The sequence below is a fragment of the Hafnia paralvei genome, assembly GCF_020150375.1.
Classification (GTDB): Bacteria; Pseudomonadota; Gammaproteobacteria; order Enterobacterales; family Enterobacteriaceae; genus Hafnia; species Hafnia paralvei.
On record NZ_CP083737.1, the window covers coordinates 1,997,173 to 2,015,109 of the forward strand.

The following is a 17,937-nucleotide window of genomic DNA, read 5'->3' on the forward strand; positions in this document are numbered from 1 at the left end:
GATGATGCCCTCGATACTGCTCACAAGGAATTCACATGACACCGATCACCGACATTGGAGAAATGCTTATCTCAGACCGTGAGAGAGACTATTTCTTTCGGCCTTCCCTAGTTGCTATGGCAAGAATCGGATCCCCGTCTGAAATAGTCGCTGCACACGCAACCATGAATGGATTTGAGGTTTTTAGGCTAATCTCACAAGCCTCTGATGCATGGGGAAAGGTCCCTGAATGGCTGTTAAAAACAATAAAGACTCCCGTATATGGCCGCCCCGTCTTGGCTACAGCAATGAGCATAATGCAGGCGTGCTGTGACGATGATTTAACCTCGCTAATTGGCGAGTGGAGACCCGGTAGAAAAGGTGTCGTCTACCGCAAAGGGAAGATGGGGATCGGGGAGATAATCATCATTGCGCGTGAGCTAATCGAGCATGGTGTTATCGGTAAGGCAAAGCTCAGAAAGCTACAAAAGCATGAAAGCAAAGATGAGTATTCATCAGAGTTTCGAGTGGTCGATTATATAAACGCGGCGCGGGCTCATTTCAACATGCCTAGAAGCGAAGCTGAACAGCTAACCATGACAGAGTTCCAGCTTATGCTTAAAGCTAAGTATCCAGAAGAGAAAGGGTTCACGAAGGAAGAGTATGACGCGGTGATCGACGCGGATGATAAACGAACGGCTGAATTGCTCTCTGGTCGCCGCAGATTGGTCAAGTCTAAGAAGTTACCGGCTAAGACCGCTTAATGTCACAACCTGCTCCGGCAGGTTTTTTTATGTCTGGAGATCGTAATGGCAAGCGAGCAGGAAGTCGGGAATATTATTTACACCGTCCAGATGGATGTTGCTGGGCTCATTGCCGCGCAGCAGAAAGTAAATGATCGTCTGGATAAGATGGATGGCCAGTTTGAGAAAACCGGTAAGGCGGCGGATAGCACAAGTAAGTCATTTGCATCGTTAACCAAAGTAGCTACTGCGTTGACTGCTGCGCTTTCGGTTCGTGAAATTGCAGCCTATGCAGATGCGTGGACAACGGTTAACAACAAGCTGGCCAACTCAGTCCGTGTTGGTGAGCAATTAACTTCTGTAACCCAGCGAGTATTCGATATTTCTCAAAATACCCGCGCCAGTTTAGATGCGACAGCCTCACTCTATGCAAGGCTTGAAAGGGCAACGCGTAGTTATGGCACAAGTGCAGAGGATTTAACCCGTCTAACCACAATCATAAACCAAGGCTTTGTTGTTTCCGGCGCCACAGCTGAAGAGGCAAGCAATGCCGTAATTCAGTTATCTCAAGGTTTAGCGGCTGGTGCATTGCGTGGTGAAGAGTTTAACTCTGTAACAGAACAGGGGAGCCGACTGGCAAACGCGTTAGCTGATTCACTGGGCGTGGATATTGGGCAGCTTCGCGCAATGGCAGCCCAAGGGCAGTTGACGACTGATGTTGTGGTTAATGGTCTTCTTTCACAGGGTGACGCGATCGGGCGCGAATTCTCTAATACTATTTCCACTATCGGTCAGTCTCTGACAATTGCTGGAAACAACTTAACCCAGTTTATAGGTAGTTCAACAACCGTCCGTGCTTCTGTTGCAATCTTCAATGATACGGTTGTTACTCTGAGTGAAAATCTTGACGCGGTATCCACTGTCGTGATCGCTGTTGCAGCTGTAATTGGCTCTCGCTATGTCGCGGCCCTGACTATGGCGGCTGCGAGCCAGTTGAAGGTGGCGGCCACTGCGTTTACCGCCTCAACATCACTTTCTGCATTTGGTGCGGCGACTGGTGTAGCTCGTAGTGCACTAGCTTTGGTTGGTGGCCCTGTTGGGGCGGCAACTCTTGCTGCATCAGCAATCTTTTATTTCTATCAGAAAGCTCAAGAGGCCAAGAAGGCGGCCATTGAGCTAGCTGACGGCGTTAATAAGCTGATCGGCGAGATGAAAGATATGTCGGCAACCGAGTTGTCTGCCACGATTGCCAAACTACGCAGCGCGATCCCTGAATTAAATAGCGTACTCGCAGATGCTCAAGCTGAATATGACAAGACGTCTGCACGGGTAGCTAACTTAACTAAAGAGGTTGATAACTGGGGACTAGGAACTAAACGCGGCCGTCAGGCAAACGAAGCCCTAACAGGTGCCATCGACGCTCAAAGCACTGCGGCAGCAGCACTTGAGAAAGCACAGCGTAATCTTAGCCAGACCCAGAATGCTGTTGGGATTGCACAAGCAAACCTAAACGGCAATATGGCGCAAGGTATAGACCTTCTAAAGAGAAATGGTGAAGAGGCTGGCGTTGCGGCTGGCATGATGAACCAGTTAGGTAAGGCTATAGGATTTGCTGCTGGGCAAAAAGAAAAGTTCAACGCGACGTCTCTAACTGTTCAACGTGATCCGAAGCAGCAGCAAGTTCTCGACGACCTCTATAGTCAAAATGAATTGCTGTCAGAAACTAATCTTAGGAAACGCGAACAACTTAAGGTTGAACAGCAACTGAGAAAGTTAGGCGCCGATGATGAAACAATTCGCATCGCTCGGGAAAATGCTGGGGCTAACTTTGATTTGGCAGAGTCTCAAAAAGAGGTCGCCAAGGAGACTAAGGCCTCAGCAAAAGAGCAAACAGCGGCAGAGCGAGCGGAAGAGTCGCGCGCTAAAAAGCTGCAAGACTTATCTAATGAGATGGCTGTTGCAGCATTGAAGTCAAAGGGATTGAACAGAGAAGCTGCCCAATTAGCAGCAGTTCAGGAACTTGGCGCCGGAGCTACTCAGGCTCAAATCCAACAAGCTCAACAGCAAGCAGGACAAATATTCGATATACAGCAGCAGGCAGCAGATAAGAAAGCCGCTATAGATGCTGACTCGGCAGCAAAAGCTAAGCAACAGCGTGACTTGGATAATGCACAACTTGATCGTCAGCTTAAAGCGGGTGACGTCACGTTTGAGCAATCTCAACAACGCCGCGCTCAAATTGCTGCGGATTACTCCAAGGCGATTGCCGATACCAATGCTAAAAAAGCAGTCTCACCGGAGGCCGCAAACAGAGCACAAGTAGATCCTGTTACTGAGTTAGCCAATCAGAATGCCGAAAAGCTAGCTTTAATGCAGACGTACTACCAGCAGGAACAGGCTGCACTTGTTGCCGCAAGGGCTGCCAATAAGTTAACCGATGACCAATATCAACAGGCCAAGCTTGCTACTGACGCGCAATATTTGGCATTGATGAATGCGCAGAATGCTCAGTATGAAAAACAAAGAACAGATGCTTTGTGGTCAATATTAAGCCAGCAAGGTCTCGGATATGACATGCTAACCAATGCCGTTGATGCTTTCGCAGGTAATGCGTCAAATGCTTTGACTGGATTGCTGACAGGAACAATGAGTGCTCAGGATGCATTAAGGTCTCTTGGGAATACCATTTTGAATACTGTCGTAAACTCGCTTGTTCAAGTTGGTGTAGAGGCTCTTAAAAACTTCATTATCACACAGACACTAGGTGCTGCAGCTCAAGCAGCTAATGCAACGGCAGCAATTGCCGGTGCTAGCGCTGCATTAGCTGCATGGACTCCGGCTGCAATAGCCGCGTCAATTGCTACTGGTGGCGTGGCTTCAGGAACAGGGCTTACTGCCTATCAATCAGCCCAATCCGCTGGATTAGCAATGTCTGTTATGGGTGCCCGTAAAAATGGTGGGCCAGTATCTGCTGGTTCTATGTACCGGGTTGGTGAGGGCGGTGCACCAGAGCTTCTGCAATCTGGCGGCAAGAACTACATGATCCCCGGTGACGGCGGGAAAGTGATTAGCAATGCTGACCTACAGACCGGTGGTAGTGGAGGCGTAATCGTATATAACAACATTCAAAACTACACTAGCGCAACTGTTGATAGCCAAGCCACAGTTAATGAGGATGGTTCTGTTAACATACAGACTATCGTTGCAGATATAAGCAATGGTGGGCCTATTAGCCAATCAATATCAAGGTATCATCAAGCTCCAAGGCGAGCGATTCAATAACGAGGTAAGAATGGACAAACCCAAGCAATCATGGAAATCAGCGTCATTGGAAGTTGGTAAGACAGTAAACATAGGTGTTAACAGAGTAATTAATTTTAAAATTACGACATCTGGTGGAACGGTGATTGAGGGGATTATTCCTGCCAATGAGTATTTGTCGATCACGAACGGTGGGGACATTACCGGCGCAGAGATGAATATTTATGATATTCCTGAAGGACCTAGTGAAGTCATCTAACCCGCTTCGGCGGGTTTTTTATTGCCAGGAGATCATGAATGACAATTCCATATCCTGACTGGCTCCCGATAGCGCAGAAATCTGATAAGAGTCCGGCGACGGATACCGGATTTAGAACCGATCAGCCGCTTGTCGGTGCGCCAATCTTCCAGAAATTAACCGACGATTTAAAAACGTCGTTCTCTCTCAAGTGGATATTCACGATCACACAGCACCGCGCCTTTATGCAGTGGCTGCGCAGTCCAAACTATCTCGATAACTGTAACCAGTGGTTCTCCATGCGATTGAACAATGGCACGGGAGATACAGGCATCGAGTTGCAGGAGCTGCATTTCACTGCGTGGCCAACGTGGAACCAGACAGGGAATATTTTCACGTGGTCTGGGGATGTCATCTGCAGGAAGCTGAATAACGCTGATGATGAGTTTGACGACATCATTGTCGAGCTGCCGCCGCCTTGGGCGAGCTGGCTGGATATCATTGTCACTGGCTATCCCGATGACCGCGACCCGGAATCATTGCCGAGGGTGCCATAATGCCAACACTGCGAGAGTATCGGGCACAGCGCCCTAACCGGATAATCTACGAAACTATTGAGTTTCATCATGTTTCGTTTGGCAGTTTCTATCTAGTCAACAACCAAGTCTTCCCGAAAACGCTGGGCGGAGTGGAGTATAAGCCATGCCGGTTTGAGCTATCTGAAAGCCAGCAAAGCAGCACGCCGATAATCGATTCGACGATTAAGTTCAGCAGGCTTGCTCAAGACTTTAAGCAGCAACTAAAGGTCTGGCGTTCGTATAGCCGCATTGAACCAATCACAGTTACCTATCGGCTGTTTGACTCTAAAGACATGACAATAGCGATCAAGGAGTGGCAGTTGTACGTCAAAGACTGCTCACTTGATGCTGATAACGTCAACGTTTCTCTATCTATGACCAATCCGCTTAACACTAACGTGGCCTTGCTGTATGACCCAGCCGATTGGCCCGGTCTCGAAATCGGATAAACCATGACTAAATCTGACTTTATCAAACGGATGATAGGCGTTCCGTGGGCTAACCGCGCCTGCTCGATGGAGGCTTGTGACTGCTGGGGCCTCGTCGCGCTGTATTACAGGCATGTTCTCGGCAAAGAAGTGCATCACAAGGCTGGGTATGAAAGTAACAGTGATTTCCTGACTTGCTACAGAGAAGAGGTAGTGTTTTGGCAGCGGGAGAAAGTACCCGTCGAGGATGGCATTTTTGTTGGCTACATGGGGCGTAGAGCGGAGCATGTTGGTTTAGTGCTCAATGGAATGGCATTACATAGCCGCGGCCTCAATGGTTCGGTTAGGCTCGATAAGCTGCGCGTAATTGAAAAGGTATTCACTAAAGTGGAGTTTTATTCGTATGGCACTTCTAGAAATCCAGCACTTGCCCGGGGTGCCGAAGGAGAGAATTGAGCTGGCAAACGGCTCTAACTTTTATAATTGGTTGGTGCAGCAAGCGTTTGATAGAGATATTGCAATCGTCATCAATGGCGTATTGGCAGACGAGGAAACCGAGCTTTCGTTTGAACTCACAGAGTTGCATCGCATCCAGATATTCAATCAGCCGCGCAGCATAGTCAGCGATATCCTGAGTCCGGTCTTCAAACTCGTCACCAAAGTATTTTCGTTCTTAGCGCCTAAACCTTCATTCTCGACGTCTGCGGATAATAACGCAAAAGAAAGCCCAAATAATAAGCTGACCGGTCAAACAAATATCGCCCGCACATATCAAGCTAGGCCTGATATTTATGGGCAGGTTCGCTCATTCCCAGACTTAATCCAGCAGTCTATGTTCGAGTTTACTGACAACATCAAGTACGTTACTGAATGGATGAATTTTGGGATCGGGCAATATACGGTTGAGAGTGTGCGCTACTCAGAGTCAAGTCTGGGTTCGATTGCTGGCGCTAGCTACCAGTTCTATCCGCCCGGCACCGTCATCCCAGAAATCATTCAGGGATTCGAGTTTGATGACGTTGACGGGCAGGAGGTGCTGGGGCCGAACGAAGACAATAGCGAGCAAGTAGCAACCGCAACCACTAATGATGTTGTATCAGGTACGATAACTGGCACATCAGCGGCAGTTAAAATCGTTCAGTCACCAGATTTCGACTATTTCTTTGACATCCCAAAGCCGCTGCCAGTGCAGGTTACCGTTAATGTTACGCGCCATCTGGCGTCCGGCGATGTGACTGAAGATGTAACGTTTTCAGCGTCTCTAGATTCCGCTACTGAATCTGATGATGGCGCAGTTATCGACCCCGTTAACTACTTCACCTTCCAACTTTCATCAATCAACAGTCCTGTCGAGATTCCTGCGGGTTCGACAATCAATAACACGATATTCACGCTGACTGAAAACAAGGGGAATATCTCTGGGCCATACTTCGCGGCGATTGAGGGAGATGAGCTGTGGGTGCATCTGCAGGCTCAACTTGGAAAGCGAGAGGGCGCTGACTTTTTGCTTGAATACTGGGCTGTTGATGATGATAACAACATAATATCTCCAACCTATAGCTACTCTGGCTATGTTTTCAACGCTAGCGATAGTCGCGCCGATTACATATACGGCACATTCAAGTTTACTCCGCCTTACGGCAACGCACGATATGCGTTCCAACTGCGAAAGACCAACAACAGCTCTGATAGTAATCTTCTGCAAATAGCCGAGGCACACTCAGTCACGCGACGCAAGAATGTGACCTATCCAAATGACACTCTTGTGAAAGTCACGGTGCGCGCAACTGAACAGGCCACCGGCTCACGTGATCGCAAATACAACGCACTCGTTACACGTCACACAATCAGCTATGACATCAATACTCGCACTGTTGACTATACGCTCAGGCCGTCGCGCAGCTTTGCTGATGCGGTCGCGCATGAGTGGCTGGTCATAGGTAAGCAACCAGAAGACACGATAGACCTTTACGAGTTGTACAGCATCTATCAGTCATTGCCGGATCCGTTGTTGGGATACTTCGACTATACGTTTGACGATGAAGACATCTCACTAGGTAACCGTGTAGAGACCATCTGCAATGCGGCTAGGGTGATCGCGTACTGGGACGACGGCGTTCTGACCTTCGCACGGGATGAGCGCAAAGAGTTTCCATCTGCTGTATTCAACAGAGCAAACATCGTCGCTGATGAGTACAAGATCAGTTACGACATGACGATGCCGGGTGGCTACGACGGTGTAGAAATCGAGTATGTCAGTCCGAAGACAAACAAGAAAACCTACATCCGGTACCGCATTAGTGACACGGGAATTGTTGAGCAAGCGGCATCATCGCCGCTCAAGATATCGTTGAGTGGTTGCCGCAACGAGTACCAAGCAAGGGATAGGGCGCTTCTGGAAGTTAACCGGTTGGTCAGCTCACGCATGAAGATGAACATGAAGACACTGGCCGATGGGGAATATGTTTCACCGGGCGAGATGATTGTTGTTGCTGACACTTACGACACAAACCAGCAAGCTGGCTATATTGTTGCGCGGAACGGAAATGACTTTGATACAAGCGAACAGATTAACTTTGCGGGCGACATGTACGTCAGGGTGACTGACTCGATCGGCAACTCTACGGACAAAATCAGAGCTTATCCACGTACCGATACCAAGTTTGGATTCACCGCAGCAGTACCGAATATCACGCTCAACATTTTCGACGGCTACAACGTTCAATCACCATCTCGCTATGTCATCGCCACCACGGAAGAAATGGAGGCTATGCGCTGGCGAGTATCAGATAAGAAACCCAACTCTGACGGTACGTTTTCATTGACGTGTGACGAGTATTTCGACGCTAACCCAGACTATAACGTCTAACCAACATCTACCTTCAATAGCCCAGCCATAGCGCTGGTTTTTTTTATGGAAAAATTATGGCCACTACACCGACACAAGATGCAGTTCCAAGTGAATCACCACGCGACTTAAAATTTAACGCTGGGAAAATTGACGAGTTCGTAACATCTTCAGGATGGACTTACACCGATCGCTTTGGCAATAAACACTACACCATTGAAGGCATTAATTACCTAGCCCAACAGGTAATGAACTCGTTTGGGTATGTCACCCTTACAGGTGTGTCATTCACTACTGGCGCGACAGTAACAAAACCAAATGAAGTTTTATTCAACGAGGCGAATAACGAATATTACAAATGGACTGGCTCTTTTTCCTCGGGGCCTAAAGTCGTTCCCGCCAACTCAACGCCAGAATCAACCGGTGGCATCGGTGCTGGAAAGTGGCTGAGTGTTGGTGATTCTACTTTGCGCGGTGAGCTGGCTGCGGAAGGTGGTGCGGAGATGGTGGGTTATGGTCAAACTACCGTTAAAGGCGCTTTGGATGAGTTAAACCAAGCTAACTCCGGCCTATATGATAAAGATGGCTTTAACCTTGTTGGTCGATTCCTAAATCTGTCTGAGTTGAGATCAAAGGTTCCGGCAGCGGCGGGGCAGATTGTCTATGTAGCTTCAGCGGCAAGCGCTACAGCAACAGAGAAGCACTATGGCGGTGGTTACTTCCAGTCTTTCGACAATAGCACCTCACCGATTGCTGATGATGGTGGGATAGTGATTGTGCCGGCTACTGGTACGCTGGCGTGGCGGAGGATTAATTTTACAGAGTATGACATGTGTTTTTGGGGAGTGAAGCCAGATGGTGTGACGGACAATGCTTCGGTTATCACAAAGGCTTGTGATTATGCGAGAGAAAATAAAGCTAAGTTACTAATGCCATCAGGAGTAGTAAAATCAAGCGAGTCACTTAATATTTATAGTGAAACAGCAATTATAGGAAGCGGAAAGAATAAAACTACTTTCAAAAAAACAACTAATAATGGATTTCCCATAACTGGGGGGCCGACTATTGACGCATTGGTTGTTTTTGTTCCGAACAAATATGATCATGATAGTACAGATATGTCGTCATTTTGTTTTTTACCAAGACTAGAGGGCATGACGTTAACTAGAGAAAACCTAACCGATAGCAACATGAATTATTATGGGTTGTGGTTAGATAAATCAGCGATGCCAATAATAAAAGATATCAGAACTGAAGGTGCTTACATCGGGCTTGAAGGAACGAATTCTTTCGGGGTGAACATAGAGTCAACTCAAATAATTGGACTGTATGGTAAGGGAAATATTGGATTCTTGTTATCTAATTATGTCTCTCCAAACTTTTGGTTGTCTGGTACGTCAGTTTCAGCAAGGCTATTAAGTGTAGTAAATTATCAAATTGGTTTTGAAATAGATGGTTTACAGTATTCTTCTTTTGATTGCTGTACTGCAGAGGGTATAATTCCGCTTACAGGAACAAGCGAGCAAAAATCTTACGCTTTTAGGTTCATTAACCCATATTGTATAAGTATGACAAGTTGCGCCACGGAAGGGGTCAAGGGGACGCAGGTTCAAGCCATCTTACAAAGTAATGTATCATTTAAAGCTTCACTCAAGATCGAAAATTATTTAGCGATAGACCAAATAAACCCAATCGTTCCTATGAAATATATGGAGTTTGATAGTGGAAACGTTGGGGCATTATCAATACAAATAATTGGCGGAGACCTTTCGCGAGATAATACATTGACAAATTTATTGCAAACAACAGCAAGTGGGACTAACTGTGTAGTCTGTAATGTTGGTTCGTGGATTGATGGTGTGACTACATCCGGCGGAGCAGATTACCGAACTATTTGATATATAATAAATAGCGGGGAAAAATCACCCGCTATTTATTACATGATTAACATTTTTTAAAATTAAATGATGCAATCATGTTACCATCTTGCATGTAAATTCTATACAGACCGGCATCCTTTATTAACTCAAAGCTGCATAGATTAGATATTAAATTACCATGTGCCGCGGGTGAAGGGCTCGCTGGGCCAGAGTAAAATTCATTCATTCTGACAACTCCCCACGCCAACTCGCCATCAAAATATGAAGGTATCAATTGTTTCATTAGCGGGAACTTTTGTATTGATTTGTCTGCGATCGGGGTATACAGAGCTTTCCCGTCTATTGTTATTGATTTTACCTTGTAATAGCCAATATCTTGAATGTCTCTAGATAGGTTGTATATTATATAGTCAGTCATCCTATCCTGAGATTTCATCGCGCTTACAAATGTTGCCATATAGGAGAACATTGAAATGATGAGTATGGAGTAAATTATAGGGAGCGCCTTGCTTAATGATGAAAAAGCCCAAGACGACATCAGCAGTAACGACGAAATAAAGAAACCAAATCCAATGAAAACTCTAGGCCCTATCGGCATGTTTTCTAGCGCAATACCGATCCCAGGTATGGAAATTATAATAACAATTAACGATAGTATACATAAGGATGAAGATAAAAATTTATTTGTTATTGTCTTATATGAATGTATGCATCCAATGATAAGTCTAATAAATCCTATTGCAGCTAATAATAGGTAAGGAGAAATAACGATTGCCATTATACCAGTGAAATAAGTTCTTAAAACACCAATTGATATTTTGAGATTATCATATACTTTATGTATTTCATAAATGCTTACTGGTTTATTATAGCTATTGGCATAATCGCTAGTGACAAACATAGGAATAATGGTTAGTGAGTATATTAAATACCCTAAAATCATACCAAAAAAGATGCAGAGTAAGTTTTCTATTATATTTTTTAATTTTTCTTTGTTATGGATAGATACTAATGTGTATATAGCACATGATGAAGTAAGTGCTGATATAGATGCTTGGTATAAAGAAAAAGTTAACAAAGAAAGTATGCATGTTGAAAATAAAATATTTATTTTGCTTTTTTTTAAGAAGACAATTGGTAAAAACGCTAATATCACAGAAAGTGACATAACAAGTGAGTCAAATTTAAAAGCGATATTTTGTATAAAAAATGGACTAAGAAAAACAGGTGTGAAACAAATCCATCCAAATTTTTGGCTAGGGTTGAATTGTTTATGCATCATATAACACAATAAAGACATTATTATAAGACATATGATTTGTGGGTATGGTGATATATCAGTAGCTGGAGAGCCAAGGATTAACATCTTCATGATAACGTCAGATAAAGGTCTTCCATCAATACCCCAAGAGAAGTAGCCGTAAATAGATCTACCAATGTCATCATAGTACATGTTATTTAGAAGTAAAATTGGGGTGGCGTACAAAAATGCCACCATTAAAATTGGTCTAATTTCTTTGAAGAATTGTTTGTAATGTATCATTTTTTTTCCTTCAGGATATATCTTGGCCTTTGTTTTGTCTCAATATAAATTCGTCCAATGTACTCACCAAGAACACCTACCCCAATGAGTTGGACACCACCAAGAAAAAGAATTGCAGTCATTAATGATGGGTAGCCGGGTACAGGGTTTCCCCAGATGAGTTTATCAATAATCATCCACACAGCGTAGATGAATGCGAATGCAGAAACACCAAGGCCAATGTATGTCCACATACGGAGAGGGAAGGTTGAGAAGCTGGTAATACCTTCGAGAGCAAGATTCCAAAGCTTCCAGCCGTTGAACTTAGATTCACCAGCACAGCGCTCTGCTCGAGAATATTCAACAACCTCAGTTTTACCACCAACCCATGACAAAACACCTTTCATGAATAGGTTGCGTTCTGGAAGTTGTTTGATGTTCTCAACAGTTTCACGGGACATCAAGCGGAAGTCACCTACGTTCTCTTCAATTTTGGGTGTACTGATTTTGTTGTGTAGCTTATAGAACATTTCAGCGGACTTGCGCTTTAAGTGTCCATCTGTAGAGCGATCGGTGCGTTTCGCAAGCACCATGTCAGCACCAGTTTTCCATTTTTCTATTAGATGAGGAATGACATCAATCGGGTCTTGTAGGTCAACATCGATAGGGATGACGGCTTCGCCAGTGGCATGGTCTAGTCCAGCAAATAATGCGGGCTCTTTGCCAAAGTTTCGAGTGAAGCTTAACGGTTTAACTAATTCATCGGAAATAGCTAGCGCATTAATAATATTTTCAGTTGAGTCTTTGCTACCGTCATTGATGAATACAATCTCAACCTCATATTCTTTTAGAGGGTGATATTCACGAACTGCTTTATAAAAAATAGGTATCGTGTCCTCTTCATTGAAGACTGGAACAACCAACGAGATTTTCACTGTTTTTCACTCCGGAAAACTATGAACTTAGAATAGAAGAATCCGCAAACTAGGCTAATCGCTGAGAAGGAAACAAGAGTAAAGATTGGTGGTAAACCACATGTTTCCGAAGCCCAGCCGGTGGCAACACTAAGCACCCCCATAAAACCAATGTAAAGCATATACCTCATGGTTGTTGTTTGGGCTTTGAATGTGAAGCGTGCATTTGCGAAGAAAGAGAAGGTCACAGCAACACAGAACGCAGCAAAGTTGCTGAGGGCTTGATCATCCTTAACACCATAGAAAATTATGGCAAAAACCATCCAATGAATGGCCGTGTTCACAACACCCACAGATATGTATCTGGAAAAAAGCTTAAGCATTTGTCAATAAGAGTAATTTTAAGTGATGGAAGAGTTTAGCATTTGAGACGCTTCTGATCAGCTATTGATCTTAAGCAATTGGATGAAGGGAGAGCACTATCGCAGTTCACCCATGAGTGGCCTGCGGTAATTCTCTGGGACAGATTTGGGACTCATAGTGTTTTCATGCATCTTAAATGGTTTTACAAACTTTTCCATCTTGGGACGTGTGAGCGGCGTAAGATGCGGTAAGTTACTGGTTTAAAAGGTAGTTCTATGCACTCTTAATCAATTGGTCGGCGGTTCGAACCCGCCACGACCCACCAACAAATTCAAGGGCTTGCATGAAAATTGCGAGCTTTTTTTTGCGCTGTCATCGGAATTCGATGTTGGAATCTCTGTAGGGAGCAGCGCTGCAAATCACTTGAAAGTTCGATTTATTCAACAAAACCCTCGATAGTTTCAATTCTAACTAATTCAGTCCAAAAACTGTATGACACTTAATTGTGGATCTAAATTGTATAAGATGAAAATCTCAGTCTACACTTGAAATAAAACAATATCTTATGTTCTGCGTACTTAAAAGATACAGCGGAGTTCAGTGAGGTCAACATGCCTATCACCAACAGAGATTTACGAGATCTTGTCGAAAAACAATTAAAATATACCTTGTGCGTTAGCTTAAATAAGGCTACTGACGGCGATATATTTAATGCTGTGGCGCTGGCAGTTCGATATTTTCAACAGGATCAATTTCTCTGTAGCCAAGCGCAGCAACGCGTAAAAAAGAAAAAACGTGTTTATTACCTCTCTATGGAGTTTCTGCTCGGACAGTCATTGCGCAATAATCTGATGAACATGAATTTGCTGAACGACATGCGTCAGGTTGTCAATGAGCTCGGGTTTGATTTCGACAACATTCTTGATGAAGAACCGGATGCCGCACTTGGGAACGGCGGATTAGGACGCTTAGCTGCCTGCTTCATTGACTCTATGGCCACTCTGAATATCGCCGCATCGGGTCATGGCATCAAATACGAATATGGTTTGTTCAGACAATCATTTCAGGATGAGCAGCAGATAGAGCATCCGGATGACTGGCATTCAATGCATTCCCCGTGGTTGGTTGAACATCATACGCAACAGATGTTGATCCCTATCGGTGGTTACATTGAACACGCAAATGATGCTAATGGGAATTATAATCCTATGTGGATGGGGTGGAATACCATCGTCGGTATCCCAAATGATTATTTCGTTTCGGGTTACCGAGGCAGTACCACGAACAAACTCAGGTTATACAGTGCTGTTGCTTCCAACTCTTTCAATATTCATATTTTTAATCAGGGCGACTATATAAAAGCGGTCAGTGAGAAAATTGCTTCTGAAAATATTTCAAAGATACTTTATCCCGCTGATGAAATTCTGACAGGTAAAGAGTTGCGGCTCACTCAAGAATATTTCCTCGTGGCCTGCACATTGCGCGATATTTTTCGTGAATATGGTGAAGTTGAAACAGATATTTCGCTACTGTCACAGCATGTGGCTATTCAACTTAATGATACACATCCTGCATTAGCAGTTGTAGAGCTGATGCGAATATTAGTAGACGAATATAACCTTCCTTGGGAGCAGGCGTGGGATATCACGCAAAATACATGTGCTTACACAAACCACACATTAATGCCAGAGGCTCTGGAAACCTGGCCGGTAGCGCTTTTTGAAAAGCTCTTGCCGCGTCACTTGCAGATAATCTTTGAAATTAACCATCGATTTCTTAATGACGTTGCTGCGCGTTGGCCCGATTATCCCCACTTGTTGACGTCTTTGTCTTTGTTCGAGGGAGATAATGACAAGCGCATTCGGATGGCAAATCTAGCCATTGTCGGTAGCCATCGTGTGAATGGCGTTGCGATGCTCCATTCGGAGCTCATCAAAAAATATCTGGTACCTGATTTCTATTTTATTACCCCAGAAAAATTCATTAACCAGACAAACGGAATCACGCCGCGCAGATGGTTGCAGCAGGCTAACCCAAATCTTGCCGCGTTTTTGAATCAGCAACTGGGCGCCAGATGGCCGACGGATTTACATTTGCTTCGCCAGTTGGAGAAAAAGGCAGATGACGCAGGCGTCATCGATCAAATCCGCGCCATTAAATTCCAAAACAAATCCGCGCTTAGCCAGATTGTTTTACAACGTTATGGAATTATGCTCGACCCGATGGCGATGTTTGATTGCCAGGTAAAACGCATTCATGAGTATAAACGCCAACTCCTGAATATTTTGCATGTCATTTCTCTCTACCTTGATATCAAAGAAAACGGCAAAACTATAGCGCCCAAAGTACATCTCTTTGCAGGCAAAGCGGCGCCTAGCTATCACATGGCAAAACTCATTATTCAGTTGATTAATACTGTGGCCAAAAAAATCAATAGCGATCAATATATAGCTGGACAATTGAAAGTTGTTTTCCTAGAGGATTACAAAGTCTCGTTGGCCGAATGCATCATTCCGGCAACCGATCTTTCGGAGCAGATTTCGACCGCGGGTACTGAAGCATCAGGAACCAGTAATATGAAATTTGCGCTGAATGGCGCATTAACGATCGGGACGTATGATGGTGCCAATATTGAAATCCGTAATGCCGTGGGGAGTGAGAATTTCTATCTTTTTGGAGCGACTGCTGAAGATATCAATAAAAGCCGACGCTATGACGATAATAATCGCGTCTATCAGCAGGGTAATTCGCAAATTGCACCTATCGTGGATACACTTATTTCGGGGGTATTTACTGCCGACCGAGATCTTTTTGCGCCGTTACATCATATGCTGACAACGGCTGATAATTATTGTCATCTGCTGGATTTTGGTAGCTACTGTAAGGCACAGCAGCAGGCTATGGTGGATTTTGAACATCCGCGACGGTGGCATCAGAAAGCATTGTTAAATATTAGCAGGATGGGGGAGTTTTCGAGTGACAGAACCATTCAGGGATATGCAAAGGATATTTGGGGAATAAACTGCTGAAATGAAAACCCTATTAAGGAGTTGTTTTATTATTGGTATTTTTCAGATTGGGAGTCCCGCATGGGCTACTGAAAATATCACGCCAAATAAACCTGCAGTGAGGGTTTTCACGAGTCCGTGGGCGCGTTTGTTTTCGGGAAGTGAGTCATCATTTTCGACGGCATTAACCTACAGTACGACTCTGGATCAAGAGCTTGTTAAGGTTCCTACTGGCGAGAACAGCTATGAGATACATGACAGATATAATCAGCGTGCTTTATTGAGTATGCAGTACTCGCCGCTGAGTTACTTTTTTGCCAACATTACTGCCCGAGCACCTATCCAAGAAGTGAGTAAATACAGTACCAACTTTGTTTATAGCTTTGGTTACGACGATTGGCATCCCGACACGTTTAGCCTTGTGTACGGAAATTATAGTGACAACAACTATTTTTATCCTGCGAAAGATGCACAACGTACTCGATTTGAGCAAGGGACATGGACATTTGCCTATAAGTTCGCATTACCTCAGGCTGTTGAAGAACATCTTCTTATTAATAAAGAGGATGCACTGATATGCCAGCTTGGTTATAGCTATGTTCCGCGTTTTTATTCTCTTTCTGATAACTCAGTTCAGAGAGGGAAAAATAGTTTTCTGGCAAGCTGTGGTTATACCTTATCGCAACATTATTTTTTACGGGTCTCCGCCTTTTATTATCCCGATAGTCAGCAGCAACAGCCTTGGGATTATGACTATACCTACAGTTTCGGTTATGTCTCCAGTTACCTTCCTGGGGCGCTGTCGGTGCACTATGATAACTATACGGGGACTCGTTACCCTTGGCGAGGCAGTCCCGATGCTAATTTTCGGCGTGGGACAATCAATGTGAGTTGGACACTCCCTTTCTAGGATGAATAAACTGTGACTGACTGTACGGAACAAAAAAACGAATTAACGCTTTTGATTGTCGATGACTCGAAAAGTTATCGGCATTTATTGTCGAATATCCTCAGCCAGTGGGGATACCATGTTTTACAAGCTCAGGATGGCCTGCATGCACTGACGATCTTGAATGAAAACAATATCAATGTGGTGATAAGCGATTGGGAAATGCCGGAAATAGACGGTGGAGAATTATGTCGACAAGTTCGACAGCACGACTACGGTCACTACATTTATATTATTTTGGTCACGGCCCGGCAAGCCACAGATGATTTAGTGTTAGGACTGGAGTCCGGTGCGGATGATTTTTTATCAAAGCCGATTCATCAAAGCCAGCTTCGCGCCAGATTACATGTCGCAGAGCGTATCTTGATGTTGGAAAATAAGCTTGAGGTGAGAAACCAGCGTTTGAGCACTGCGTATCAACAAATCGAACAAGACCTGCAAGCGGCAGCTCGCCTACAGCGTAGTGTGCTACCAGCAACTACACTGAATTCTGAGGGGTACCAAGCTGACTGGATATTTTTGCCTTCGGCCTATGTATCCGGTGATTTATTGAATTATTTTATGCTTGATAAGCATCACATCGCATTTTATAGCATTGATGTCGCTGGCCATGGGGTGAGTGCAGCGATGCTGTCATTGGCCGTGTCCCGAGAGTTTCTTTCTGGGCGGATTAATGAACGATTATTAATTGTTGAAGGGCAAATTGTACCGCCGCATGAGGTTGTCGCCGCGTTAAATCAGCGGTTCTGTCTGGATAATGAGGATATTACCAGCTATTTCACGCTCATTTACGGGCTGATTGATACCCGAACGGGGAAAGGATCGCTTTGCCAAGCAGGACATCCAACCCCTTTTATTATTCGTCAACACGGGGAGCTTGTTTCTGTCGGTGGAGGAGGGATACCCGTGGGGCTCTTTCAAGATTCAGAATACCAGTGTTGTGATTTCTCACTTGAGTCAGGTGACCGTCTCTATTTATACAGTGATGGGATTAGCGAATGTGAGAATCAGGATGGAGAGTTATATGGTGAGGCAAGGTTACAAAAAATGATGATCGATTTGCGTGATAAAGATAAAGATGAACTGTTTCAAATAGTTGAAGATACTCTTATCCACTGGTGTCAGCCTAATGTTCAGGCGCGCACAGAATTTTCACGGTTTTTTAATGATGATATTTCATTAGTGGCGATAGAACGTATTGCGTAATTTCTGGAATAAATACTGAG

General features: G+C 44.5%; 14 protein-coding genes. 11 read left to right on the forward strand and 3 right to left on the reverse strand.

Translation table 11 applies throughout. The features are described from left to right. Nucleotides 1-35: 35 nt before the first annotated feature. From K9N75_RS09455 to K9N75_RS09490, 8 genes are read left to right on the forward strand one after another with little or no spacing between them, the layout of a single operon-like run. Nucleotides 36-743: a DUF6246 family protein gene (locus tag K9N75_RS09455; RefSeq protein ID WP_224452514.1), complete on the forward strand. Its 708-nt coding sequence runs from the start codon at nt 36-38 to the stop codon at nt 741-743. A 45-nt stretch (nt 744-788) separates the two neighbouring features. After that, on the forward strand, nt 789-4,004 hold the full coding sequence (locus tag K9N75_RS09460; protein ID WP_224452515.1) for a tape measure protein: 3,216 nt from the start codon (nt 789-791) through the stop codon (nt 4,002-4,004). Nucleotides 4,005-4,014: 10 nt separating this feature from the next. Further along, entirely contained in the window at nt 4,015-4,242 is a 228-nt protein-coding gene (locus K9N75_RS09465) for a hypothetical protein (RefSeq protein ID WP_224452516.1), read from the forward strand. Nucleotides 4,243-4,280: 38 nt separating this feature from the next. Next, on the forward strand, nt 4,281-4,778 hold the full coding sequence (locus K9N75_RS09470; RefSeq protein WP_224452517.1) for a hypothetical protein: 498 nt from the start codon (nt 4,281-4,283) through the stop codon (nt 4,776-4,778). Next, entirely contained in the window at nt 4,778-5,248 is a 471-nt protein-coding gene (locus tag K9N75_RS09475; RefSeq protein WP_115348026.1) for a DUF1833 family protein, read from the forward strand. The genes K9N75_RS09470 and K9N75_RS09475 overlap by 1 nt, the downstream gene beginning before the upstream one ends. 3 nt (nt 5,249-5,251) lie before the next feature. Further along, on the forward strand, nt 5,252-5,683 hold the full coding sequence (locus tag K9N75_RS09480; protein ID WP_224452518.1) for an NlpC/P60 family protein: 432 nt from the start codon (nt 5,252-5,254) through the stop codon (nt 5,681-5,683). Further along, nucleotides 5,631-8,096, forward strand: a complete 2,466-nt coding sequence (locus K9N75_RS09485) for a host specificity factor TipJ family phage tail protein (RefSeq protein ID WP_224452355.1) — start codon at nt 5,631-5,633, stop codon at nt 8,094-8,096. Before K9N75_RS09480 ends, K9N75_RS09485 begins: the two co-directional genes overlap by 53 nt. Before the next feature lie 56 nt (nt 8,097-8,152). Beyond that, entirely contained in the window at nt 8,153-9,973 is a 1,821-nt protein-coding gene (locus K9N75_RS09490) for a tail fiber/spike domain-containing protein (RefSeq protein ID WP_224452519.1), read from the forward strand. 46 nt (nt 9,974-10,019) lie between these two features. Here the strand turns inward: K9N75_RS09490 and K9N75_RS09495 are convergent, their stop codons facing one another. From K9N75_RS09495 to K9N75_RS09505, 3 genes are read right to left on the reverse strand one after another with little or no spacing between them, the layout of a single operon-like run. Beyond that, nucleotides 10,020-11,498, reverse strand: a complete 1,479-nt coding sequence (locus K9N75_RS09495; RefSeq protein WP_224452520.1) for a glucosyltransferase domain-containing protein — start codon at nt 11,496-11,498, stop codon at nt 10,020-10,022. Further along, complete coding sequence (locus K9N75_RS09500; protein ID WP_224452521.1) at nt 11,495-12,412, reverse strand: glycosyltransferase family 2 protein; 918 nt, start codon at nt 12,410-12,412, stop codon at nt 11,495-11,497. Before K9N75_RS09500 ends, K9N75_RS09495 begins: the two co-directional genes overlap by 4 nt. Next, nucleotides 12,409-12,774 carry a GtrA family protein gene (locus K9N75_RS09505; protein WP_224452359.1) on the reverse strand — a complete coding sequence of 122 codons (366 nt, stop codon included), beginning with the start codon at nt 12,772-12,774 and terminating at the stop codon, nt 12,409-12,411. Before K9N75_RS09505 ends, K9N75_RS09500 begins: the two co-directional genes overlap by 4 nt. 591 nt (nt 12,775-13,365) lie before the next feature. On the opposite strand from K9N75_RS09505, the gene K9N75_RS09510 reads away from it, so the two are divergent. The 3 genes from K9N75_RS09510 to K9N75_RS09520 are packed head-to-tail and all read left to right on the forward strand — an operon-like array spanning nt 13,366 to nt 17,917. Then, nucleotides 13,366-15,783, forward strand: coding sequence for a glycogen/starch/alpha-glucan phosphorylase (locus K9N75_RS09510; RefSeq protein ID WP_224452522.1), 2,418 nt, complete (start codon nt 13,366-13,368; stop codon nt 15,781-15,783). 1 nt (nt 15,784) lies between these two features. After that, on the forward strand, nt 15,785-16,672 hold the full coding sequence (locus tag K9N75_RS09515) for a hypothetical protein (RefSeq protein ID WP_130996042.1): 888 nt from the start codon (nt 15,785-15,787) through the stop codon (nt 16,670-16,672). Between the two features lie 12 nt (nt 16,673-16,684). Then, nucleotides 16,685-17,917, forward strand: a complete 1,233-nt coding sequence (locus tag K9N75_RS09520; RefSeq protein ID WP_224452523.1) for a PP2C family protein-serine/threonine phosphatase — start codon at nt 16,685-16,687, stop codon at nt 17,915-17,917. The last annotated feature ends 20 nt before the right edge of the window (nt 17,918-17,937 follow it).